This window comes from Mesorhizobium sp. M0910, from assembly GCF_040319465.1.
GTDB lineage: Bacteria > Pseudomonadota > Alphaproteobacteria > Rhizobiales > Rhizobiaceae > Mesorhizobium.
The window spans coordinates 167482-189441 of sequence record NZ_JAMYNZ010000006.1 but is presented as its reverse complement, the minus strand read 5'-3'; the positions used below and the strand labels follow the sequence as shown (position 1 = coordinate 189441).

Genomic DNA, 21960 nt, shown 5'->3' with positions numbered 1-21960 from the left:
ACCAGCGAATGCCTGTCGAACTCGTCGAGAAAGAATTGAGCAATGCGCTGCCGGTCCATCTGGTGGCGAAGGATGCTCTGGCGGCAGCGGGCCTTGCGCCATCCTCGGTCGCCTGGGCCAAGGCCAACGGCTTCTCCGGCGAAGCTGGCAGGACGCTGATCGTGCCTGGCGACAACGGCGCGATTGCCGGAGCCCTGTTCGGCACCGGTGATGACGAGGGCGCACTGGCCGTCGGCGCACTGGCGAGAGCCTTGCCCGCGGGCGACTGGCGTTTTGCGTCGGCACCCGCCAAGCCGGAGCTTACGGCACTCGCCGTGGCGCTCGGCGGCTATGTCTTCACCCGCTACGGCAAGAAGCCAGGCAAGAGCCTTCGCTTCGCGCTGCCGGCAGGCACCGACGCTGCCCGCATCCGCCGCATCGCCAATGGCATTTTCCTGGCGCGCGATCTGGTCAACACGCCGACCAGCGATATGGGCCCCGGCCAGCTGGAAAAAGCCGCCCGGACCTTGGCCGCGACGCACAAGGCCGAAATATCGGTGACCAAAGGCGACGATCTTCTTACCGCCAACTTTCCGATGATCCACGCCGTCGGTCGGGCATCTGCCGACGCGCCGCGCCTGATCGACATGATTTGGGGGCCGAACAATGCCCCCAGGATAACGCTGGTCGGCAAGGGCGTCTGCTTCGATACAGGCGGTCTCGACATCAAGCCGTCCTCGGGCATGCTTTTGATGAAGAAGGACATGGGCGGCGCTGCCAACGTGCTGGGCCTCGCTTCCATGATTATGGCCACCGGGCTGAAGGTCCGGCTACGCGTGCTCATCCCGGCTGTCGAGAATTCGATAGCCGGCAACGCCTTCCGGCCAGGCGACGTGCTGGTGAGCCGCAAGGGCATCACCGTCGAAATCGGCAACACCGACGCCGAAGGACGGCTGGTACTCGCCGATGCCTTGGCCTTGGCCGATGACGAAGAGCCGCAGATGCTGGTCGATATGGCGACGCTGACAGGCGCTGCCCGTGTTGCGCTCGGTCCCGACCTGCCGCCGTTCTACACCGGTGACGAGGCGCTTGCATCCGAGCTGGCGGACGCCTCCGTTGCGGTCGAGGATCCGTTATGGCGCATGCCGTTGTGGAAGCCCTATGACGCCAAGCTGGCGTCGAAGGTGGCCGACATCAACAATGTCACGTCAGACGGTTTCGCCGGCTCGATCACCGCGGCGCTTTTCCTGAAGCGCTTCGTGGAAAAGACCGCCGGCTGGGCGCATGTCGACATCTACGCCTGGAACCCGTCCGACCGCCCGCACGGTCTTGCCGGTGGCGAAGCGCAAGGCATCCGGGCGCTGGAGCAGGCCATTTCGAACCGCTACGGTTGATTCTCGGGCATAGCCGACGAAGGTATTGACTGAAACGGAACCGAAACAATTTTCAGTCATGCTGGACGGATGTCGATTATCATGCGTCCAAGCCAGGCCTTGCGACTATGGCAACAGGTGGTGTTATCCGAGGTGCGTGACGACGCGCCCGATCTCACCATGCGCCAGACGGCGATCCTGTTCACCATCTATCTCGATCCACCGCCACACACGGTGCGGGGGTTAGCCGCCCGCCTCAACGTCACCAAGCCGGTGATCACCCGTGCGCTCGATACGATGGGGGCGCTGAAACTGGTGTCGCGCCACCGCGACGAGCTCGACAAGCGCAACGTGCTGGTCAGGCGCACAGTAGAAGGCGCGCTCTTTGTCGAGCGCTTTGGCGATGTTATCATTGCCAGAGCCCAAGAGTTGCCCATTTGAACGAGTTGCCGATTTGACCGCCAGGGATGCCCGCCTCCATGCCTTCCGCTCCGATCTCGCCGACGCCAGGCTGAAAGGCGAGGTTTCCGCCGACCGTTTCGTCGCCGGCCGGCCGGCTCGCATATCAGCCTCCGTCGCTGACATCCGCAGGGCGCCGCGGCCGGACGCCGGCGTCGATACCCAGCTTCTGTTCGGCGAAGACGTCCTCGTCTTCGAGGACGTTGGGGGCTGGGCCTGGATACAGGCCGAGCGCGACGGCTACGTCGGCTATGTCGCCGACACTGTGCTGGGCGGTCGGGATCATGCGGCCACGCATGTTGTCTCGGTGCCGCGCACTTTCCTGTATCCGGGACCGGATTTGCGGTTCCCGGTGAGCGGGGAGCTCTCGATGGGGTCATTGGTGGCGGTGACGGGCTCAGCGGAAACGCGCGGCACGCATTATGCTCTGCTGCCGTCCGGCCAGGCGGTCATCTCGGGTCATCTCAGGCCTGTCGCCGAGTTTGCCCCCGACTACGTCGCGGTCGCCGAGTCGTTTCTCGGCACGCCCTACCTGTGGGGTGGCGTCTCCGGATTCGGCATCGATTGTTCCGGTCTCGTGCAACTTGCAATGCACATGGCTGGCAGGCAAGTGCTGCGCGACACCGACATGCAGGCGGCGACCGTCGGCGAACCGCTCGATCCCGGGCCGGATTTTGCCGGGTTGCGGCGCGGCGACCTGGTCTTCTGGAAAGGCCACGTCGCGATCATGACGGATCCGGAGACCATGATCCACGCCAACGGCCACACCATGCTGGTGTCGCGCGAAGGAATGAGGGAGGCGGTCGCCCGTATCGGTTATCTCTATGGCGGCCCGACCGGGTTTCGCCGGCCATAACGCGAATCGATCACCTTTTGTTCTGATTCTGCTTGGCGATTGCGCGTCGCCGCGCTACCTCTGGCACGTGACAGAGCAGCCGCGCCTTGCCCAACAGAATGCCGCCGTCGTCCTGCCCGAGCCATTCGTCAAATGGTTTGCGGAAAAGGGCTGGTCGCCGCGCGCTCACCAGATCGATTTGCTGGCCAAAGCCCAGGACGGGCAGTCGGTATTGCTGATCGCCCCGACCGGCGCCGGCAAGACGCTGGCCGGGTTCTTGCCATCGCTGACCGAACTGGCCGGCCGACCGAGGATAAGGCCGGGGCAGGCGCATCGAGGCATCCATACACTCTACATCTCGCCGCTGAAGGCGCTGGCCGTCGACATCGAGCGCAATCTCGGCAAACCCGTCGCAGAAATCGGGCTGCCGGTCACCGTCGAGACGCGCACCGGTGACACGCCCGCACACAAGCGCCAGCGGCAGAAGCTGGCGCCGCCCGACATTCTCCTGACCACGCCCGAGCAATTGGCCCTGCTGATTGCCGCGCCCGATGCCAGGCGCTTCTTCGAGGACCTGCGCTATGTCGTGCTCGACGAATTGCATTCGCTGGTGACCTCGAAGCGCGGGCATCTCCTGTCGCTCGGGCTGGCCCGGCTGCGCTCGTTTGTGCCGGCCCTCCAGACGATAGGCCTGTCGGCGACGGTCGCCGAGCCCGACGAATTGCGGCGGTGGCTGGTCAGCCAGAATCCACCAGGGCCGATGGCCGACCTGATCGTCGTCACCGGCGGCGCCAAGCCCGACATCTCCATTCTCGATTCGGAGGAGCGCGTGCCGTGGGCGGGACATTCGGCCCGCTATGCAACGCCGGAGATCTACAACGAGATCAAGCGCCACAAGACAACCCTGCTGTTCGTCAACACACGCAGCCAGGCGGAGCTGCTGTTCCAGGAGTTGTGGCGGGTCAACGAGGACACCTTGCCGATCGCGCTGCATCACGGTTCGCTCGATGTCGCCCAGCGCCGGCGCGTCGAAAAGGCGATGGGCGAGAATGCCTTGCGTGCGATCGTCGCCACCTCGACGCTCGACCTCGGCATCGACTGGGGCGATGTCGACCTGGTCGTCCATGTCGGCGCGCCGAAAGGTGCCAGCCGGCTGGCGCAGCGCATCGGCCGCGCCAACCACCGTATGGACGAGCCGTCCAAGGCGATCCTGATTCCGGCCAACCGCTTCGAGGTGCTGGAATGCAGGGCGGCGCTCGATGCCAATTATCTCGGTGCCCAGGATACGCCGCCGCTGGTCAATGGCGGGCTCGACGTGCTGGCGCAGCACGTGCTGGGCTGTGCCTGCGGTGCGCCGTTCCATGCCGATGCGCTGTTTGGGGAAGTGCGGACGGCAGCACCCTACGCCAATCTCGATCGGCCGACATTCGATCGCGTCATCGATTTCGTCGCCACTGGCGGCTATGCGCTGAAGAACTACGAGCGCTATGCCCGCATCCGGTTGAACAAGGACGGGCTGTGGCGGGTCTCAAATCCTCGCGTCGCCCAGCAATACCGGCTCAATGTCGGCACCATCATCGAAGTGCCGGCGCTCAACGTCCGCTACGTCCAGGCCGGCAGCAGAGGCGCGGCTTCGCGTGGCGGCCGGGTTCTGGGCAAGATCGAGGAGGCGTTCCTCGAAACGCTGACGCATGGCGACACCTTCATGTTCGCCGGCAAGGTGCTGCGCTTCGAAGGTATCCGCGAGAATGAGTGCTTTGTCTCGAATGCACCCGGCAGCGACGCCAAGGTCCCGTATTACGGCGGTGGCAAATTCCCGCTTTCGACGTACCTGGCCGAACAGGTCCGCGCCATGCTGGACGATCCGCAGCGCTGGAAGAAGCTGCCGGAGCAGGTCGCCGACTGGCTTCGTTTCCAGGCCGACAAGTCGGTGCTGCCGAAACGCGACGATCTGCTGATCGAGACTTTTCCGCGCGGCAACCGCTACTATCTGGTGGCCTATCCGTTCGAGGGCAGGCTGGCGCACCAGACGCTCGGCATGCTGCTCACCCGCCGCCTCGACAGGGCGGGAGCCAAGCCGCTCGGCTTCGTCGCCACAGACTATGCGCTTGCCATATGGTCGCTTGCCGATATGGGCCGGATGTTCAGGGCGAAGAAACCGTCGCTGGCAGCGCTCTTCGATGAGGACATGCTGGGCGACGACCTCGAAGCTTGGCTCGCCGGCAGTTGGTTGTTGAAGCGCACCTTTCGCAATTGCGCGCTGATCTCGGGATTAATCGAGAAACGCCACCCGGGCCAAGAGAAGAGCGGCCGCCAGGTGACCGTGTCGACGGATCTCATCTACGACGTGCTGCGCAGCCATGAGCCTGACCATATCCTGCTGCAGGCGACGCGTGCCGACGCCGCGACCGGTCTGCTGGATGTCAGCAGACTTGCCGAGATGCTCTCGCGCGTCCAGGGCCGAATCATGCATAAGAACCTCGAGCAGATATCGCCGCTCGCCGTGCCGATCATGCTCGAGATCGGCAAAATGCCTGTGCACGGCGAGGCCGATGACACGCTGCTGATGGATGCAGCCACGCTGGTCGAGGAGGCCATGGGGACGAAATGACTGTCGCGCTGGCCATGGCTGCACCTCTGGCGGAGGTGGGCTCTGTCGATATCGCCGGCGAACGCGCGGTCTGCGACCGCCGCGGCGTGCTCTACTTTCCCGAATTTCGGCTTCTGGCCGTGTCCGACCTGCATCTGGAAAAAGGCTCCTCGCTGGCCAGGCGCGGCATGCTGGTTCCCCCTTACGACACCGGAGCCACGTTACTCCGCTTGCAAGCGGTAATCGCCGACTACCAGCCTTCGATCGTCATCAGCCTGGGGGACAGTTTTCACGATGGCGGCGGCGCTGCGCGCATGCACGCAAGCTTTCGCGAAAGGCTGGAAGGCCTGATGGTTGGGCGCGACTGGTTCTGGGCCACCGGCAATCATGATCCTGAAGCACCGGCCGACTTGCCCGGCGAGACCGTGCGCGAATTGGCCATCGGCTCTCTGCTCTTCCGGCACGAGCCTTCGGCGGTAAGGGTGGAGGGCGAGATATCAGGCCATCTGCATCCTTGCGCCCGCATCGTGCAGCAAGGTCGCTCGGTGCGGCGGCGCTGCTTTGCCGGCGATGGCGGCCGCATGATCATGCCGGCCTTCGGCGCCTATACCGGCTCGCTCAATCTGCTTGATCGCGCCTATGCCGGGCTGTTCCGCCGCGAAACGCTGATGGCCTACATGCTTGGCACCGAACGCATCTTCGCGATTTCCCACGCGATGCTCAGGCCGGGCTGAACCTACCTGCCGTAGTACAAAGTGACGGTGTGCTTGGCCTCGGCGAAGAACAGCCAGCGCTCGACCAGCATGCCGGCGAGTTGGGCGATTGCGGCGAGCATCGACGAAACCGCCGCATAGGGCCACGGCAGGGCGAACGCCGCCACCAACAGCAACGCAGGCAAAGCAAAGGCCAGCACCTGCGTGATCTGGCGTAGCCGCACGCTGTGCTTGCGCGCGATGCGGAAACCCATCTCCTTGAGCAAGTAGTTTTCTTCGGTATGCGGCCATTCCATCGACCGCACCGCGCCGCCGGCCAGACCCGTCGCCGTGTTGGCGGTGGTCGGGATTTCCAGCCGGTCGTTGTACCGCAAGGTCGCCAGCTTCCAGCCCCAGCCGAGCACGGTCAGCAATAGGGCAGCCGCGAGAAGCGTATTCGAGCCGACGGCAAAACCCTGCAGCAGCGCATTGAGCAGCACGCAGCCGGTCATTGCCGAAAAGATCAGATAGCCGGGCAGGGTGAAGCGGCTGTGCCATTGGGCGATAGGCTTCAACGACGCGTAGATCATGCCGGTGGTGCAGACGGTTGCGACCGCGCCGATGGCAGCGAGCAGCCCGGCGACAGCCACCCAGCCGCTCGTACGGCCGAGGACCACCCAGCCAATACCGAACAGTCCCGCCGGGATGAAGGTCGCAACCGACGCAACGCCTTCGCGTGACAGCCAGGAGCTTCGCCATTGCGAGAAGGCACGCCAGGCGCGTTCGGGCCGGCCGAGATGGCCGGCCGACGACAGCAGGCCTGCCGAGATCAGGCCAAGCGCCAGCCCCATGCCGGTGAGGCCAAGCCAGAAATCGGGCGGGATAAAGCCCTGTCCGGCGAGCACGCCAAGTAGTGAGAGCAGGCCGTAACCGGCGCCCGTGGCGGTGGTAAAAAAGACGACGGAAAATGCTGGATGCATGAGACGCGGGTTAGTTCGAAAGCATGCGGTCGACCCAGCCGAGGAAGCCGCCTTCGGCCCGCACCGCTTCAAGCGCCGGCGCCGGCACCGATGCGGCGCGGGTGGTGTGGGCACGTGGCGGCAGATATTTGTTGGTCGGCTTATAGCCCATTTCCGGCATCAGATCGACACCGCCGCGCTCGGCCACCAGTTGCGAGATAGCCGATGCCGGATCGCCCAGATCGCCGAAATGCCGCGCGCTGGTCGGGCAAGCAGCGACGCAGGCCGGCACGCGATCTTCTTCCGCCAGATTGTCGTTGTAGATACGGTCGACGCACAGCGTGCATTTCTTCATCACGCCGACATCGGTGTCGAACTCGCGCGCGCCATAGGGGCAGGCCCAGCTGCACAATTTGCAGCCGATGCACTTGTCCTCGTCGACCAGCACAATGCCGTCCGAGGCCCGTTTGTAGGAGGCGCCGGTCGGACATACGGTGACACAGGCCGGTGTCTCGCAATGCAGACAGGAGCGCGGGAAATTGACCGTGCGCCCACCCATCTCAGTCATGTGCTCATAGCTGTGCACGCGGTTGAACCAGACCCCGTCGGCGTCGCCGCCATAAGGATCGATGTCGGTCAGCGGCGCCATGTGGCCGCCGGTGTTCCATTCCTTGCAGGCGGTGACGCAAGCCTGACAGCCGACACAGGTGTCGAGATCGATGACCAGGCCGAGCTTCTTGTCGGTTTGGGCGGGAAGGCAGGTCATGGTCTGGCAGCTTCTCTTTCCCGGCGGAACTCTGCGCCGAAAGTGAGCTTATCGGGCGAGGGTTCGAAATGCGGTGGCTGCCGGAACCGCTCGAACTGCGGCTCGGTGAAGCCGGCTTCCTCGACCGCGCATTTGACGATGCGCACGCGCAGGTCGAACCACGCCGCCTGGCCGGTCACCGGATCGGAATTCGAATAGCGTTTGCCGCTGGCATCGGCGGAGGTCTGGTCGCCGATGATGTGGTTGAGCAGGAAGCCGCGATTGGATTCGGCCGCGTCATCCTTGAGCCCCCAGCTGCCGCGACGCTTGCCGATCGCATTCCACGTCCACACCGTATCGGCGTTGACGCCGTCGACCAGCTTGACCTGTCCTTTGACCTTGCCGTTGATGCTCTCGATCCACACCCAGTCGTTATCGACAAGCCCGAGGCTGGCGGCGGTCCGGTGATGCACGAACAGCCGGTTCTGGCTGGTGATCTGCCTTAGCCAGGCATTCTGCGAGCCCCAGGAATGATACATGTGCATTGGCCGCTGCGTCAGCGCGTGCAGCGGATAGGCTTGGCTGTCGACCGCAGTCTCTTCGAAGGGCGCATACCAGAACGGCAGCGGATCCATATAGGTCTCGATGCGGCTACGCTCGGCTTCCGGCGGCAGCACCCGGCCATGGCCGCGTGCCGCCAGGCGGAAGCGCTGCATCGGCTCGGAATAGAGTTGGAACACGATCGGCTCGGCTTTCGGGATGAAGCCCATGCTCTCCGCGAAGTCGAGATAGGAGCGGTTGGCCATCTTGTAGTAGCGCTGATCGGCCGCGAAATCCTGGTGCCAGAAGCCGCCGTTGTCGATGTAGCGCTGCAACTGGTCGGGATTGACGTCGCCCTTACCGACCAAGGTCCCGTCCTTGCCGCGCCAGCCGGCGAGTGGACCGACACCTGGCGTACGCTCGTGATTGACGATGTAGTCGGCATAGTCGCGGTATTTGGCGGAGCCGTCGTCATCGACGAAACCGGGCAGACCGAGCCGCGCGCCGAGTTCGATCAGCACCGTCTGGAACGGCCTGACGTCGCGGTCCGGCTCGACGACGGGATGGCGGATGGCGTCGCCCGGACCGTCGGCGTGGCTGATCGGCCGGTCGAGCAGACTGATACAGTCATGACGCTCGAGATAGGTCGTGTCCGGCAGCACCAGATCGGCAAAGGGCACGGTCTCGGAATAATAAGCGTCGGAATAGATGATGAACGGGATCTTGTACTCGCCCGCCGCATCGATATCGGTCAGCATCGCCATCGTCTCGACCGTATTCATCGACGAGTTCCAGGCCATGTTGGACATGTACATGAACAGAGTGTCGATCTTGTAGGGATCGCCTGCCCAGGCGTTACGGATGACCGTGTGCATGAGCCCATGGGCGGCCAGCGGCGCGTCCCAGGAGTATGCCTTGTCGATACGAACAGGCCTGCTGCCTTCATCGATCAGCAGGTCCTCAGGTCCGCAGACGAAGCCGAGCGGCATGCCTTCGAGCGGTGTCATCGGCTTCACATTCTTGCCGGCGGGCTTTGGACCCGGCGGCGCGGACCGCGGATAAGGCGGTTTGAAGCGGAAGCCGCCCGGCACGTCCACCGTGCCGAGAAGCACCTGAAGCAGATGAATGGCGCGGCAAGTGTGAAACCCGTTCGAATGGGCCGAGATGCCGCGCATCGCATGCATCGACACCGGCCGACCCTTGATGGTCTTATGCCGGCGGCCGGCCCAGTCCGTCCAGGCCACCGGCAGTTCGATTTGCTGTTCGAAGGCGACATGAGCGAGTTCTGCAGCAGTGCGTCGGATCGTGTCGGCGGAGATGCCGCACCGGTCAGCGACGGCGTCGGGTGAATAGCACTCGTCCAGATAGCGGTCGGCGACGAGTTGGAAGACCGGCACGCAGCGGCGGCCGTCGACGAGAACGCTGCCGGTCAGTGCGGGCTTTGCGTCGGTATCGCCGGCGTCGACAGGCGTCTTCGCCACCCTGTCCCAAGCCAGCGGATTGCCGTCGCCGTCGCGCATGAACAGCCCGTCATCGGCGGCTCCAGGCTCCTGAATGACCAGGATGTGGGCGTTGGTGTAGCGCAGGAGGTAGTCGAGATCGACGCGCCCTGCCTTCAGCAATTCGTGGATGAGGGCGAACACAAACAGGCCGTCGGTGCCGGGCCGGATGCCGATCCAGTCGTCGGCAATCGCGTTGTAGCCGGTGCGGCAGGGATTGATTGAAACCACCTTGGCGCCGCGCGCCTTGAGCTTGCCGAGGCCGATCTTGATCGGATTGGAATCATGGTCTTCGGCAACCCCGAACAGCATGAAATATTTGGTGTTGTCCCAGTCGGGCTCGCCGAATTCCCAGAACGAGCCGCCAATCGTGTAGAGGCCGCCGGCTGCCATGTTCACCGAGCAGAAACCGCCATGGGCCGCGAAGTTCGGCGTGCCGAACTGGCTCGCCCACCAACCGGTCAGCGATTGCGACTGGTCGCGGCCGGTGAAGAAGGCGAGTTTCTTCGGATCGGTCTGGCGGATGCTCGAAAGCCGTTCTGTCGCGAGCGACAAAGCTTCCTCCCACTCGATCTCGCGGAACTCGCCCGAGCCGCGCAGTCCGGTGCGCAGCAATGGTTTCGTCAGCCGGGCCGGGCTGTAATGCTGCATGATGCCGGCGCTGCCTTTGCCGCACAGCACGCCGCGATTGACTGGATGATCCTTGTTGCCGTTGATGTAGCGGACCTTGCCATCTTTGATATGGACGTCGATGCCGCAGCGGCAGGCGCACATATAGCAGGTGGTCTTGGCGATGCTGTCGGAGACATCAGGCGAAGTATCGACGCCGTCGCGTTCAGCGGGCGCTCGCGTATCGGCAAGCGGCCGTTGTGATGGTGCCGAATTGGCTCCGCGCAGCAGGTTGTTGGTCATGGTTCGGTGATGCTCTTGCGCTCGGCGAACTTGGCTCTCGTCTTCGGGCCTGGGCCGCGCATGTAATGCTCTTCCGGCCGATAGCGTTCACCCAAGAGCCGCCGCCGCAGGCTGCGGGTCCAGTGCGCAAACGCGGATTTGAACCGCCCCACCAATTCTACCCTCGACTGCTCTGGCGCGACTTTTTTCCAATTTCGGGCCAAAATTTAGAACAAAGCGACCGATCCGTCTAACAACTTGCTCTTGTAATTCCAATCGGATTTGCTTCTTAGTGTCGGAATGACCCTGGACCAGTTGCGGATCTTCGTCGCCGTCGCCGAACGGGCGCACATGACCAAAGCGGCCGAGTTGCTGGGCATCTCACAGTCGGCCGCATCCGCCGCGATTCGCTCGCTCGAACAGCAGCATGGCGTCCAGTTGTTCAACCGCGTCGGCCGCAACATCGAGCTCGCCGAAACCGGACGCCGATTCTTGCCCGAGGCCAAGGCGGTCCTCGAGCGGGCTGCGGCCGCCCACAACGTGCTGGAGCATGTCTCGCAAACGATCACCGGCAGTCTCTCGATCGCTGCCAGCCAGACCATTGCCAGCTATTGGCTGCCGCGCCGGCTCGCCTCTTTCCACGAAGCCTATCCTGCCGTCAGGCTGAGCGTGAGCATTGGCAACACCAGGCAGGTCGAGACCAATGTACTTGATGGCGCAGCCGATTTTGGCCTGGTCGAGGGACGCACCGAATCCGACATTTTGCGGCGTGCCAAGGTCGATATCGATCGCATGATGCTGGTCGTGGCGCGCTCGCACCCTGAGATCGCGGAAGTTTCGCCTGGACATCCCGATCTTGGCGGGCTTCGCTGGATCATTCGCGAAGGCGGTTCGGGCACGCGCGAGGCGCTGGAGGACCTTGCCCGACGCGACGGGATTTCGTTCGCGGACCTGCAGATATTCCTGGTATTGCCGAGCAATGAGGCTATTCGCCAGGCGGTCGAGGCCGGCGCCGGCGCCAGCATCATCTCGGAACTCGTCGTCGCCCGCGCGGTCGCCGAAGGTAGCCTACGTTCTGTGCCGGTCGATCTGCCGAAGCGCGAATTTGCCATGATCACGCATCGCGACCGGCAGCCAAGCCTGGCCCAGATGGCGCTCAAGGCGCATCTTGGCGGCAAAGCTGAGATACCCGCGCCGCTTTAAGCCGATCAGCCGAACTTCCGCTGCGCGTCGAGCGCCAGCCCAAGCCCGACCGAGCCGAACACATCGCCTTCGATTACCGACGCCTGCGGCACCAGCGCCAGGATCCGCTGCCTGGCCAGCGGGATCGCGGTCGATCCGCCGGTCAAGAACACCGCGGTGATGTCCGAGGCCTTCACCTGTGCGTCGCGGATGGTCTGCTCGACCGTAGCCGCAACACGCTCAATGTCCCTGGCTATGGTGGCTTCGAGACCCTTGCGCGTGATTTCTGCCGTGAACCTCACCTCCGGCAGCGCGACCTCGACATCGGCCGACGAACGGTCCGTCAGCTCGATCTTGGCCTTTTCGACCAGCGCCGCCAGCGCGTGGCCATAACGATGCTCGACGATGTGGATGAAGCGGTCGACCAGGTCTGCGCGCTCCGCCTCATAGCGGATCTGGCGCAGATGCGTCATCGCCCTCGCGGTATAGACCAGATTGATGCGCTGCCACGTCGCCAGGTCGATGAAGTAGCTCGCCGGCAGATTACGTTTGCCATCCTTGGTCAGTGAGAGATAGCCGAGCTGCGGCATCACATGGGCGATGCTCAACAGGCGGTCGAAGTCGGTGCCGCCGATGTGGATGCCGCGGCTGGCCAGGATGTCGTCCTTGCGGTCAAGCGAGCGGGCGCGCTCGGGCGAGACGCGCACGATGGAGAAGTCGGACGTGCCGCCGCCCATGTCGACGATCAGCGCCAGTTCCTCGCGCGTCACCTTTTGTTCGTAGTCGAGTGCCGCGGCAATCGGTTCGAACTGGAAGGCGATGTGCTTGAAGCCGTGGGCACGAGCGGCATTTTCGAGTTCGTGCTCCGCCTTCGCGTCAGCCTGGGCATCGTCGTCGACGAACTGCACGGGCCGTCCCAGCACGACGCTGTCGACCGCGTCATGGGCTTCTTCTTCCAGCTTCTTTTTCAGATGGCCGACGAACAGGCCGACAATCTCCATGAAGCCGATCGAGCGCGCCTTGATGCGTGTCTTTTCGTGGGCGAGCGAGCTGCCGAGCACACTCTTCAACGAGCGCATCAGGCGGCCTTCGATACTGTCCGTATAGTTGGCAAGGGCGCGTCGCCCGAAATAGGTGCGGTTGTCCTCGAAATTGAAAAACACCGCACTGGGCAGCGTGACCTGGCCGTCTTCCAACGCCACCAGCCGCGGCTGCCCGTTCCTGACCACGCTTACGGTGGAATTCGAAGTGCCGAAGTCGATCCCGGCGAATGCTGGTCGCATCGTGCGTTCCTGTATTTCTGATTTGGGGAGCAGCAGCTCGTGTCCGGTCGGGCCCGGGGGTCGCGGTCTAACCCATACCCTCGGAAAGGGAAACCACTTTTACGAGAGTTCAGTCTTTCCTGAACACCAGTCGTCCGAGCCAGCCGGTCAGCATGGCCAGCGATACGGCAAAGACACCGTAGAGGAAGGAATAGTCGTGCGCGACGCGGAAGATCGACTGTTCGAAACCGGACTTGCGGATTTCGAGCTGGGCGGAGCTTTCCTTGATGAACAAGCCGCTCTTGAACAGGAAGGCGCGGGCCTTATGGGTGCCGACCGGAACGTTTGGGGCGAGCCTGACGGTGGCGCGGAACAGGTTCTGCGACAGGAACTGCACACCGCCGACATTCTCGCTGTAGAGGCCGGTCGCCGCCTTGCGTTCGCGCAGCGCGGCGGTGAACTCCTCGATTGTCGCCGGGCTGTCCTCCGCGTCGGCCGGCTGCAAATAGAGGTTGGAGGCGCCAAGCGACAGCTGCTTGTAGCTGTTCGGATCGGTGACGTCCTGCAGCGGCCGCGTCGTCGCCACCGAATAGGAGACAGGTACGTTTTTGAAGGTCTCCGACTCCAGATTGACCCAGACGCCGAGCACCCGGTCCTTGCGGCGCACGACGACCGGCCGAGCCGGGCCTTCCAGCACGACGATCACGTCGTAGCGCCCTTGCCGCGCGACAAGCGGATCGGCATTTTCCAGTGAGCCGAAAATGGTCAGGTCGGCGCCGGAAAAGCCGGCGGTAATCGAGACATTGTCGGTGGAAAGGCCGATCTGGATGTTTTCGGTTAGTGGCGCCTGCGCCTTCGCCGGTGGCGCAGCAGCCAGCAGCGACAGCAAGACGGCGGCCGCGAGCGTCCTTAGGCCGGCCATCAGCTCAGGCCCACGCCGGACAGAGAATAGAGATTGGGCGGCGTGACGAAAAGATCGATGGCAAGCCGGATGGCTACCGCCAGCACGAGCAGCGCCAGCAGTGCCCTGAGTTGCTCGCCCCGCAGCCTCTGACCAGCCTTGGCGCCATATTGCGCGCCGGCGACGCCGCCTGCCATCAACAGGAAGGCGAGCATGACGTCGACCGTCTGATTGGTGGTGGCGTGGACCAGCGTGGTGTAAGCCGAGGTGAAGATGATCTGGAACAGCGAGGTGCCGATGACGACGTTGGTCGGCACTTTCAAAAGGTAGATCAGGGCCGGCACCATGATGAAGCCGCCGCCGACGCCCATGATCGAGGACAGGAAGCCAATCGCCGCGCCCAGCCCAAGCACCGGAATGACGCTGACGAAGAGCTTCGAGGCCCTGAACCGCATCTTCAGCGGCAGGCGGTGGATCCAATTATGCTGGCCGGATTTCTTCAACACCGGTGCGGCGCCGCTGCGAGTAGCGCGCAGCGCATTGACGCTCTCGACCAGCATCAGTCCGCCGACGGTGCCGAGCAGCACGACGTAGAGCAGCGAGATGAACAGGTCGAGCTGGCCGAGCCGGCGCAGGAGCGCAAAGACATAGATACCACCAGTCGAGCCGACGATGCCGCCGGCTAAAAGCACGCCCCCAAGCTTGAAGTCGAGCGTGCCGCGCTTCATGTGCGACAGGGCGCCGGAGAAGGAGGAAGCGATGACCTGGTTGGCGCCGGTGGCGACCGCGATTGCCGGCGGTATGTTGTAGAAGATCAGCAGTGGCGTAATGAGAAAGCCGCCGCCCACGCCGAACATGCCCGACAGGAAACCCACCGCCGCACCCATGGCCAGCAGCACGAAGATGTTGACGGAAATTTCCGCGATCGGGAGATAGATGCCCACCCGTCAGTCTCGATCAGTTTGCCTCCTGGCGAATGCAACCGTTGCGGGCATTTTGCGTCAGAAGGCTATCTCGTTCTTGCGCCGGCCGGGCCGTGAAGTCAAACTTCGCCGCACCGCCGAAACAAAAACAACTCAATCAGTTAACAGGCAAATCTGTGGCAAGGGCGTCGCGGAAACGACGCATCCGCCGTTATTTACTCGCAAGCAGCGCCTTGACCAGCTTTTCGTCGATCGCGCCGGTTGCCTTCATATCGTTGTCGGCCTGGAAGGCCATGATCGCGTTCTTGGTTTTCTGGCCCATCATCCCGTCGGGATTGCCGGCCTCGTAGCCGTTCTTGTTGAGAATGCGCTGGATGTTCTGGACCGCTTTCTTCATGTCGATGCCGGCGGTCGTCTGCGGTGTGCCGTCCTGCCACGATTCAGGAACGTCGGCCGAATTGGCGGCTGGATCGAGCGGCTTGGCCTTCCACAGTTCAGCCGCGGCCCGCGCACGCTCCAGCTGCTCGGGCCTCAGCGCCTTGGCGATCTCGTCGCGCTTGGCCGCCGCATCCTTGTCGCCGGTCTTGGCGACGAGTGCGAACCATTTGTAGCTCTCCTCGAGGTTCTGCTTCATGCCGACGCCCTTCGCCGCGAGGATGCCGAGATTGAACTGGCTATCCTTGACGCCGAGATCCGCCGCCGCCTGGAACCAGCGTGCTGCCGATTCGTTGTCGGTCACGCCGTCCGCCGCCATCGCAAACAGCACGGCAAGATTGTGCATTGCGCTGGCATTGCCCTGCTCTGCGGCAAGCTGGTACCAGGTCTTCGCTTTCTTGATGTCGCGTGCGACGCCGATGCCCTTCTCGTAGAAGTTGCCGATGCGGTATTCTGCCGGTGCGAAACCGAGTTCGGCAGCTTTCTCATACCATTTGGCCGCCGCCGTCATGTCTTCCTTAACGCCGCGCGACTCGGCGTAACGCGAGCCGATCTCGAACAGCGCCTTGGCGTCGCCGCCGGCCGCTGCATCGCGCAGGGCGGCCGGCCCGGCATCGGCCGGAACGTCGATCTTGGCAACGCCTGCCGGGGCAGCATCCGCCGGCGGCACAGTGCCGGTCGTGTCCTGCGTGGCAGCGGGGGCAATAGCAGGCGCGGCAGCCTTTGGCTCGGCGGTCGCCGCTGCCGGCGCGGGCACTGCGGCCGTGGTGTCTGGCGCCGCCAGGTCAGCGGACGCTCCGGAAGGCGAGGGCGCCGTCGATGCCTCGGCTGCCGGTGTGGCGGGGCCGGTTTGCGCCGCCGTGTCGTCCTTGGTCATCGATGCGGATGGCTCGGCCTGCCTGACGGTGGGCGACGGCTCGCTCTCCTGTGTTGTTGTCTGCGCGTCCGCCTTCGGCTCGCTGGCAACGCTGGCCAATGCGGTTTCCACCGGCTGTACGGGCACGGCCGGCGCCGCCTCATTGTCGGCGACTTCGACCGGGTCGGAGAAGAAGGCTTTGCCCAGTTGCAGGCCGGCAAGCGCCAGCATGATGGCGATTGCCCCCATCAGGATCGGCTTGCGCCGCGCCTTGAGCAGGTCGCCGATCCTGAGTGCCTTGACCGGGCCTTTCATCGTCGACTGGCGCTTGAGGGCGTCCGCCTCGGCGGCCGCCGCTTGCGCGGCCCTTCTGGCTGCCGCGATGAAGTCCGATTTCGCCGCCTCGGCGCTGCCTTCTCTGGCCGGCTGCCCGCGCTCGTCGCGCACGCGCTTCATGATGGCGCTGAGGTCGGGTGCGCCGGAGCCGGGTTCCAGTGGCCGGTTGGCGAGCTTGGGGTCGAGGGGCTCGTCGAGATCGACGCTCGGTATCTCGGCGCTCGGCGCCGAGCCTGCAAGCGGCGGCGTCTCGGCCTCCTTCTTGCCCTTCAGGGCGCGCGCCAGCCCGCCTAACATCGATTTCCTGCCGCCGCCTTGTTCGTTCTTTTCACGTGTCGTGTCTGAACCGAGAGCCGCCAGTGCGGCTGCGGCGGCGGCCTCGGCCGGCGTTCGCGGACCTGGCTCTCCGCGCACGAGCGCCGCGGCGCGGCCGTCGAGATCGGCCATGTTACCCGTTAACGGCAGCGACTGGTCGATGTCCATCGACGGTGCGTCCTGCACCGAGATCTTGGATGCCCGGCCGGAGCGCTTACTCAACTCGGCGCTTGCCGGTTCGCTGGTCTCCAGTGAACCAAGCCTGTCAACGATCTTGAGCAGCGTATCGTGGATAGCCTCGAACGTCCTCGAATTGCGCTCGTCCGAACGGCGCGTCAGCGCCTCGAGCGTCTTCAGGTCCTGGGCGAGGCCGGTAACGGCCGCCGTGTTGGCGCTTGATCCGGCCAGCGAGCGGACGGCACTCTCGGCCGCCTCGCGCGCCGCGCCGAGGATGGAATCGCGGGTTCCGGCCAGCGATTTCTCGATTTCGTTGAGACGCGGGCTGATGTCGTCGAATTCCGGCAGCGGCGTGCCGGGCTTGGAAAGGTGCGCCGTCAGGCCGGCGACCTGCGCTTCGAGGCTGCGGATCAAAGCCGGGTCGATGCTGGCGACTTGTGCGGCGGACGAATCCAGCCGGCTTGAGATGTCTTCGAGCCGACTCTCCAGGCCGCGGATCGCCGCCTCGTTGGCGGGATCTGGAACGCGTGTCTCCATCCGCTTGGCCAGCGCGGTGAAGCGGGCGTCGATGGCATCCATAATGTCGGCGTTGTCGACCTGCGGCATGCGCTGGTCCAGCCTGTCGGCGACCTCGTCCAACCGGCGCTCGAGGTCGCGAAACAGCATGTTGCCTTGTTCGATGGCGTCGCCCTGGCGGCGTTCCATCATGCTGGATAGCACGTCGAAGCGCTGCTCGAGCCCCTGGAAGATGTAATCGGCGTCGGGCATGGCCGGTGCGTGGTCGATCTTGTCGGAGATAAGCGCGATTTGCCTGGCAAGGCGCTCCATCGCCTGTTCCGGCAGATTGGCTCGGCCGGCCAGTTCGTCCACGCGGCTCGACAATGTGTTGAGCCGGTCGATGACCTCCCGGCCCGGACGATCCTGCGACACTTCTTCGATTTGCTGGGCCAGTGAATCGATCCGCTTCTCGATGCGTTCGAAGGGCTCGGGGTCGAACGAATTGGCTTGCGCGGCAACCGTCGAGGCGACGATCGCGCGGGAAATCTCGTCGAGCCGCTCGTCGATCTGGCTGAATGTGTCGCTGCCGCGATTGTCCTGCTGGCGGGCGAAATGATCGACCGCTCCGGCAAGCGTGCGGACCTTTTCTTCGAGCGAGCGCAGCGACAGCGATTCCGGCAGATTGCTGACGGCATTGCTGATCTGTTCGAGCCGCTCCGTCAGCGCCGACAGGCCGGGTGCGTCGGAGCGCTTGCGCTGATCGGCGTCGACGCGGTCCTCGAAGGCAGTCCAGCGGCGGTCGAATTCGTCCCAGCGGCGGCCGACCGCCTGCACGCTCTCCTCGCGCGCTAGCGTATCGAGCGCGGCCTTGACCTGCTCAAGCTCGAGCCGCAGCATATTGACGCTTCTGTCGTCGCTTTTTTCGGCCAGTGTCTGGATGGCGCCGGAAAGCCGCTCGAACTCGACGCCGAGTTCGGCGCTGCCTTTGCCGCCGCCATTTGACTGGAAGGCTCGCTCAATATTCTTGCGCAGTACGTCGAACTCGCGTTGCAGGCCGGAGGTCATCTGCTGGCGCAGCTCTTCGCGCAGGCCGCGCAATTCCCCGGCGATCTTGCCGGCTAAGGCGACGCTGTCCTCCTGACCGCGCACCCGGTCGATATCGCGGGCGATCGCCTGGTAGTTCTGGTCGAAGGCCGCTGCGGGACCTTTCGGCTGCTGCGCCTCGCGTGGGTCTTCATACCGGCGCTGCTGGCCATAGGGTTGAGCGCTGGGATAGCGCGGTTCTGCCGCGGGTCGGCGCGGATCGGGGTGGTTTGTCGTCTCCTCGCGCGTCCGCTCCAGCCGCTGCTCCAGAGTTTCCAGGGAGCGGTTGAGCTCTTCAAGCGTCGTGTGCGGCCGGCGTTGCCTGCCGGCGTTGAGTGTATCGAGGTAGGACCGCTTGCTGTTCATCAATGCGCCCGTTTCAGAATTGCTGGCTTTCACCAGGTTCCCAAAGTCCTGCCGGGACGAAGGCGACTGCGTGGCTTGTTGCAGTGGAAGACGAGCTTCCCGGGTCTCATCCGCGCTCCGAAAACCGTGAAAAATTCAATACAGGATAGACACGGGTAACCGACATGCGCACATTTCGCCCCAACGTGGTAAACAACGCGTTAACCAAGCTTAAGAAGTTGCAACTTTGTCGGCTGGCTGCGGACGGCGCCGGGTGTCTTCTATTGGACGCACAACAGACGCCGTGGAAGTTTGATCAGCCGCATGATCGTCCCCGAAATCGGCAACGACTTTTTAGGTCATCCGCCGGCGCTGCGGCATAAAGTTCCAAACCTAGAACGCTCTTGCGTGGTAAGGCGGCTATCGATATAGAATTGACGTAAACGTAAATGAGCGGATTACGCCGTTTGCGATTTGTTAGCTGAAACCACGAGTGGAAGCACGCCCCCGCTTTCACTCAGGCGACGCAAGGTCCGCGACCGCGACGCCACCAGACGGGGAAAGCCAGTGACCATGAAACTTATTTCGCCCGGTCAAGCCGCGGCCAATACCAACGATATGTCGAGCGAAACCGGTGAAGAGCTTGTCCGCATCGGCGAAATGGCCAAGAAATACGGAGTGACGCTGCGTACGCTGCGTTTCTATGAGGACAAGGGTTTACTCAACCCGCAGCGCGACGGCTCGACCCGCCTCTATACGCGCCGCGACAGGGCCCGGCTGAAGCTGATCCTGCTTGGCCGCAAGGTCGGATTCTCGCTGCGTGACGTCAAGCAGATGATGGACCTCTACGATCCGAACGGCTCCAACACAAAGCAATTGCGGCTGGCGCTCGACAAGTCGGAGAAGCAGCTTGCCCGTCTGCAGAAGCAGCGGGCGCTGATCGACGATGCCATCAGCGAACTGAGTGCTTCGATGTTGACTGTCCGGCAAATGCTGATCGAGCGCTCGACGCCGCAGGCCAGCGTGGCGAGCTAAACTAAGCTTTCGATTTCCGACGGATAAGAGCCGCGCGGCTTTCGCTGCGGGGTTCTTCGTCGTTTGCCGTCCTTCGCCGTTTGCGGTCTTGGCGCGCGGGAGAAAATTCGTCGCACCGCAGAATTGACGTTTACGCAAACGTCAACATTTGGTATCTCCGACCCGTCATACTGGCCCGCCTGCTATCCTCATACACTGGTACACTGGGGCTGATTTCGGGGCCAAGACCGCATGGTGGAGGAAAACGCATGCCGATCTACAAGGCGCCGATCCGGGACACGCTGTTCGTGCTGAACGAAGTGCTGGGGTATCAGCGCTATTCCAATCTTCCCGGATTTTCCGACGCCACGCCGGATGTGCTCGAGGCCATCCTTGCCGAAGGGGCGAAACTCGCTGAAAACGTGATGCAGCCGCTGAACCGTGTCGGCGACACGGAAGGTTGCGTGCGCCATGACGACGGTTCGGTAACGACGCCGAAAGGCTTCAAGGAGGCCTTCGACCAGTATCGCGAAGGCGGCTGGATGGGGCTCGCCGCACCTGTCGAGTTTGGCGGGCAAGGCTTGCCCTACGCGGTGCACACCGCGGTTGCCGAATACATGGTGTCGGCCAATATGTCGCTCATGATGTATGCCGGCCTGACGCAAGGCGCGATCGCTGCGATCATCACCCATGGCACCAAAGAGCAGAAGGCAACATGGTTGCCGAAGCTGGTCGAGGGCGCCTGGACCGGCACCATGAATCTGACCGAGCCGCACTGCGGAACCGATCTTGGCCTGCTGCGCACCAAGGCCGTCCCAAATGGCGACGGCACCTACAGGATCTCCGGCCAGAAGATCTTCATCTCGGCCGGCGAGCATGACATGTCGGACAATATCGTCCACCTGGTGCTGGCCCGTATCGAGGGCGCGCCGGATGGCGTGAAGGGCATCTCCCTGTTCATCGTACCGAAGTTCAAGCTCGATGTCTCAGGCAATCCCGGCGAGAAGAACACCGTCTCCTGTGGCTCGATCGAGGAGAAGATGGGTATCCATGGCAACTCGACCTGCGTCATGAATTACGACGACGCTGAAGGCACGCTGCTCGGCGAGGCCAATGGCGGGCTGAAAGCAATGTTCACCATGATGAATGAGGCGCGGCTTGGCGTCGGCCTGCAGGGGCTCTCACTATCGGAGGTCGCCTATCAGAATGCGGTTTCCTACGCCAAGGACCGTCTGCAGGGCCGCTCGCTGTCAGGACCGAAGGCGCCGGACAGGAAGGCCGATCCGATCATCGTCCATCCGGACATCCGCCGCAGCCTGATGACCATGAAGGCGTTCAACGAGGCCGGCCGCGCGCTGGCGCTGTGGACGGCGATCAAGTCCGACATCGCTCACCGCTCCGGTGACGACAAAGATCGCCAGGTCGCAGACGACTATACCGGCCTGATGACGCCGGTGGTCAAGGGCGTGCTCACCGACAAGGGTTTCGATCATGCGGTAATGGCGCAGCAGGTGTTCGGCGGCCACGGCTATATAGAAGAACACGGCATGAGCCAGTTCGTCCGCGATGCCCGCATCGCCATGATTTATGAGGGTGCCAACGGCATCCAGGCGCTCGACCTCGTCGGCCGCAAGCTGGCCTTGAATGGCGGCCGCGCGGTCCAGGTCTTCTTTAGGGAAGTCGGAGAGTTCTGCGAGGAGAACCGCACCGATGAGAAGATGGCGCCCTTCACCAAGGCGCTTAAAGAGGGCCTCGACGATCTGCAGGCGGCGACGATGTGGCTGGTGCAGAACGGCATAGCCAAGCCCGACAATGCGGGTGCCGCCTCGACCGACTACATGCATCTCTTCGGCCTGGTGGCGCTGGGCTATATGTGGGCCCGGATGGCCAAGGTGGCCGCAGCGAAATTGGCTGATGGTCCCGACGGCGCTTCGTCTTTCTACGACAACAAGCTGGTGACGGCGCGCTTCTTCATAGAGCGGATCATGCCGGAGACGTCGGCGCATCTTGCCCGCATCTCCAGCGGTGCCGACACATTGATGGCACTGGCGGCGGAAGCGTTCTAGCTTCG

At 63.6% G+C, this 21960-nt stretch carries 15 protein-coding genes; 8 read left to right on the top strand and 7 right to left on the bottom strand.

Features of this window, described 5'->3' with window-relative positions; genetic code table 11:
* The first annotated feature begins 8 nt into the window (after window positions 1-8).
* The 5 genes from NKH78_RS16930 to pdeM all read left to right on the top strand — a co-directional run bounded on the left by NKH78_RS16930 (window position 9) and on the right by pdeM (window position 5970).
* The gene (locus NKH78_RS16930) at window positions 9-1373 is read left to right on the top strand and encodes a leucyl aminopeptidase family protein (protein WP_352506160.1); all 1365 of its coding nucleotides are present in this window, start codon (window positions 9-11) and stop codon (window positions 1371-1373) included.
* 69 nt (window positions 1374-1442) lie between these two features.
* Window positions 1443-1793, top strand: coding sequence for a MarR family winged helix-turn-helix transcriptional regulator (locus NKH78_RS16925; RefSeq protein ID WP_023676939.1), 351 nt, complete (start codon window positions 1443-1445; stop codon window positions 1791-1793).
* Window positions 1756-2667, top strand: a complete 912-nt coding sequence (locus NKH78_RS16920; protein WP_502896125.1) for a C40 family peptidase — start codon at window positions 1756-1758, stop codon at window positions 2665-2667. The genes NKH78_RS16925 and NKH78_RS16920 overlap by 38 nt, the downstream gene beginning before the upstream one ends.
* 67 nt (window positions 2668-2734) lie before the next feature.
* Entirely contained in the window at window positions 2735-5257 is a 2523-nt protein-coding gene (locus tag NKH78_RS16915) for a ligase-associated DNA damage response DEXH box helicase (RefSeq protein ID WP_352702300.1), read from the top strand.
* Window positions 5254-5970 (top strand): ligase-associated DNA damage response endonuclease PdeM, encoded by a 717-nt coding sequence (gene pdeM / locus NKH78_RS16910; RefSeq protein WP_352738413.1) that lies wholly within the window; start codon window positions 5254-5256, stop codon window positions 5968-5970. Before NKH78_RS16915 ends, pdeM begins: the two co-directional genes overlap by 4 nt.
* Window positions 5971-5972: 2 nt before the next feature.
* Here pdeM and NKH78_RS16905 read toward each other — a convergent pair whose 3' ends face one another.
* The 3 genes from NKH78_RS16905 to NKH78_RS16895 are packed head-to-tail and all read right to left on the bottom strand — an operon-like array spanning window position 5973 to window position 10583.
* Window positions 5973-6908: a dimethyl sulfoxide reductase anchor subunit family protein gene (locus NKH78_RS16905; RefSeq protein WP_352738415.1), complete on the bottom strand. Its 936-nt coding sequence runs from the start codon at window positions 6906-6908 to the stop codon at window positions 5973-5975.
* 10 nt (window positions 6909-6918) lie between these two features.
* Window positions 6919-7653: a 4Fe-4S dicluster domain-containing protein gene (locus tag NKH78_RS16900; protein ID WP_254816304.1), complete on the bottom strand. Its 735-nt coding sequence runs from the start codon at window positions 7651-7653 to the stop codon at window positions 6919-6921.
* Window positions 7650-10583 (bottom strand): molybdopterin oxidoreductase family protein, encoded by a 2934-nt coding sequence (locus NKH78_RS16895; RefSeq protein WP_352738417.1) that lies wholly within the window; start codon window positions 10581-10583, stop codon window positions 7650-7652. The genes NKH78_RS16900 and NKH78_RS16895 overlap by 4 nt, the downstream gene beginning before the upstream one ends.
* 279 nt (window positions 10584-10862) lie before the next feature.
* On the opposite strand from NKH78_RS16895, the gene NKH78_RS16890 reads away from it, so the two are divergent.
* Window positions 10863-11765: a LysR substrate-binding domain-containing protein gene (locus NKH78_RS16890; protein WP_352738420.1), complete on the top strand. Its 903-nt coding sequence runs from the start codon at window positions 10863-10865 to the stop codon at window positions 11763-11765.
* A 5-nt stretch (window positions 11766-11770) separates the two neighbouring features.
* Here the strand turns inward: NKH78_RS16890 and NKH78_RS16885 are convergent, their stop codons facing one another.
* The 4 genes from NKH78_RS16885 to NKH78_RS16870 form a co-directional block, all read right to left on the bottom strand.
* A complete protein-coding gene (locus NKH78_RS16885) occupies window positions 11771-13027 on the bottom strand; it encodes an Hsp70 family protein (RefSeq protein ID WP_352777893.1) in 1257 nt (418 codons plus the stop codon).
* Between the two features lie 109 nt (window positions 13028-13136).
* A complete protein-coding gene (locus tag NKH78_RS16880; protein ID WP_352448631.1) occupies window positions 13137-13928 on the bottom strand; it encodes a TIGR02186 family protein in 792 nt (263 codons plus the stop codon).
* Complete coding sequence (locus NKH78_RS16875) at window positions 13928-14851, bottom strand: sulfite exporter TauE/SafE family protein (protein ID WP_023676949.1); 924 nt, start codon at window positions 14849-14851, stop codon at window positions 13928-13930. The genes NKH78_RS16880 and NKH78_RS16875 overlap by 1 nt, the downstream gene beginning before the upstream one ends.
* A gap of 190 nt (window positions 14852-15041) precedes the next feature.
* Window positions 15042-18896, bottom strand: coding sequence for a peptidoglycan-binding protein (locus NKH78_RS16870; protein WP_352738425.1), 3855 nt, complete (start codon window positions 18894-18896; stop codon window positions 15042-15044).
* 552 nt (window positions 18897-19448) lie between these two features.
* On the opposite strand from NKH78_RS16870, the gene NKH78_RS16865 reads away from it, so the two are divergent.
* Entirely contained in the window at window positions 19449-19910 is a 462-nt protein-coding gene (locus NKH78_RS16865) for a MerR family transcriptional regulator (RefSeq protein WP_352506231.1), read from the top strand.
* Between the two features lie 248 nt (window positions 19911-20158).
* On the top strand, window positions 20159-21955 hold the full coding sequence (locus NKH78_RS16860) for an acyl-CoA dehydrogenase (RefSeq protein ID WP_352506172.1): 1797 nt from the start codon (window positions 20159-20161) through the stop codon (window positions 21953-21955).
* The last annotated feature ends 5 nt before the right edge of the window (window positions 21956-21960 follow it).

Bases quoted from the DNA above. Each gene is read 5' to 3' on its own strand.
- NKH78_RS16930 (WP_352506160.1), top strand. From the start codon at position 9: ATGCCTGTCGAACTCGTCGAGAAAGAATTGAGCAATGCGCTGCCGGTC.
- NKH78_RS16925 (WP_023676939.1), top strand. From the start codon at position 1,443: ATGTCGATTATCATGCGTCCAAGCCAGGCCTTGCGACTATGGCAACAG.
- NKH78_RS16920 (WP_502896125.1), top strand. From the start codon at position 1,756: ATGTTATCATTGCCAGAGCCCAAGAGTTGCCCATTTGAACGAGTTGCC.
- pdeM (WP_352738413.1), top strand. From the start codon at position 5,254: ATGACTGTCGCGCTGGCCATGGCTGCACCTCTGGCGGAGGTGGGCTCT.
- NKH78_RS16905 (WP_352738415.1), bottom strand. From the start codon at position 6,908: ATGCATCCAGCATTTTCCGTCGTCTTTTTTACCACCGCCACGGGCGCC.
- NKH78_RS16900 (WP_254816304.1), bottom strand. From the start codon at position 7,653: ATGACCTGCCTTCCCGCCCAAACCGACAAGAAGCTCGGCCTGGTCATC.
- NKH78_RS16895 (WP_352738417.1), bottom strand. From the start codon at position 10,583: ATGACCAACAACCTGCTGCGCGGAGCCAATTCGGCACCATCACAACGG.
- NKH78_RS16890 (WP_352738420.1), top strand. From the start codon at position 10,863: ATGACCCTGGACCAGTTGCGGATCTTCGTCGCCGTCGCCGAACGGGCG.
- NKH78_RS16885 (WP_352777893.1), bottom strand. From the start codon at position 13,027: ATGCGACCAGCATTCGCCGGGATCGACTTCGGCACTTCGAATTCCACC.
- NKH78_RS16880 (WP_352448631.1), bottom strand. From the start codon at position 13,928: ATGGCCGGCCTAAGGACGCTCGCGGCCGCCGTCTTGCTGTCGCTGCTG.
- NKH78_RS16870 (WP_352738425.1), bottom strand. From the start codon at position 18,896: ATGAACAGCAAGCGGTCCTACCTCGATACACTCAACGCCGGCAGGCAA.
- NKH78_RS16865 (WP_352506231.1), top strand. From the start codon at position 19,449: ATGAAACTTATTTCGCCCGGTCAAGCCGCGGCCAATACCAACGATATG.
- NKH78_RS16860 (WP_352506172.1), top strand. From the start codon at position 20,159: ATGCCGATCTACAAGGCGCCGATCCGGGACACGCTGTTCGTGCTGAAC.